The following is a 594-nucleotide window of genomic DNA, read 5'->3' as shown; positions in this document are numbered from 1 at the left end:
GCCCTGGCCGGATAATTCTCGGAATCCCGACCGGTTAATTCTCGGAACAGTGGCCGGTTAATTATTGGATTACCCGGCCGGTCGCGTCGGAATCTGCAGAAGCGCTTCCCCGGCCCCGAGCTTCTGCCAAAACGACTTGTAGGACGCACTCTCGCGCTCACCCGCCTCCAGAAAGATGGAGTGATGTCGGCCGCGAATTTCATCGTTACTGTAGCCCATGGCGTCGAGGAAAAGCTTGTTCGCGTCCAGAATGTTACCGGACACATCAAACTCGATAACGGCCTGCGTTCGCTTGATCGCTTCGAGCTCAGGCGAAGCGCCCTTCAAAGAGGCCAGAAAACCGCTGTTGCTCAAGATAGTTCCCCGCACAGCATAATTGCCAGATCGGTGCGGCCGCACCGGGAACCTCACCACTGTAAGCCCCCGTCTGGATATATGCCCCGCTCTGGTTAACGTTGCGATAATGCCAAATGTTGTACTGCTATTCTTAGCGACTTAGAGTCCGTCCCGGAACTCATGACGCTCGCGCGATGCGGCGGATAAGAACCATGGCGGCGGCTGCGTAGAGGAAGGCCGTCGCGGAGGCGATGGTGG

The 594-nt window shown here is 57.4% G+C and carries 1 protein-coding gene; it reads right to left on the bottom strand.

What is annotated here, in order from left to right:
* Window positions 1-69 precede the first annotated feature (69 nt).
* Entirely contained in the window at window positions 70-354 is a 285-nt protein-coding gene (locus ACFPOB_RS31105) for a PAS domain S-box protein (RefSeq protein ID WP_377801994.1), read from the bottom strand.
* Between the last annotated feature and the right edge of the window lie 240 nt (window positions 355-594).

The sequence above is a fragment of the Allobosea eneae genome, from assembly GCF_042657265.1.
Lineage (GTDB): Bacteria > Pseudomonadota > Alphaproteobacteria > Rhizobiales > Beijerinckiaceae > Allobosea > Allobosea eneae.
This window is presented reverse-complemented; position numbering and strand designations above follow the sequence as displayed.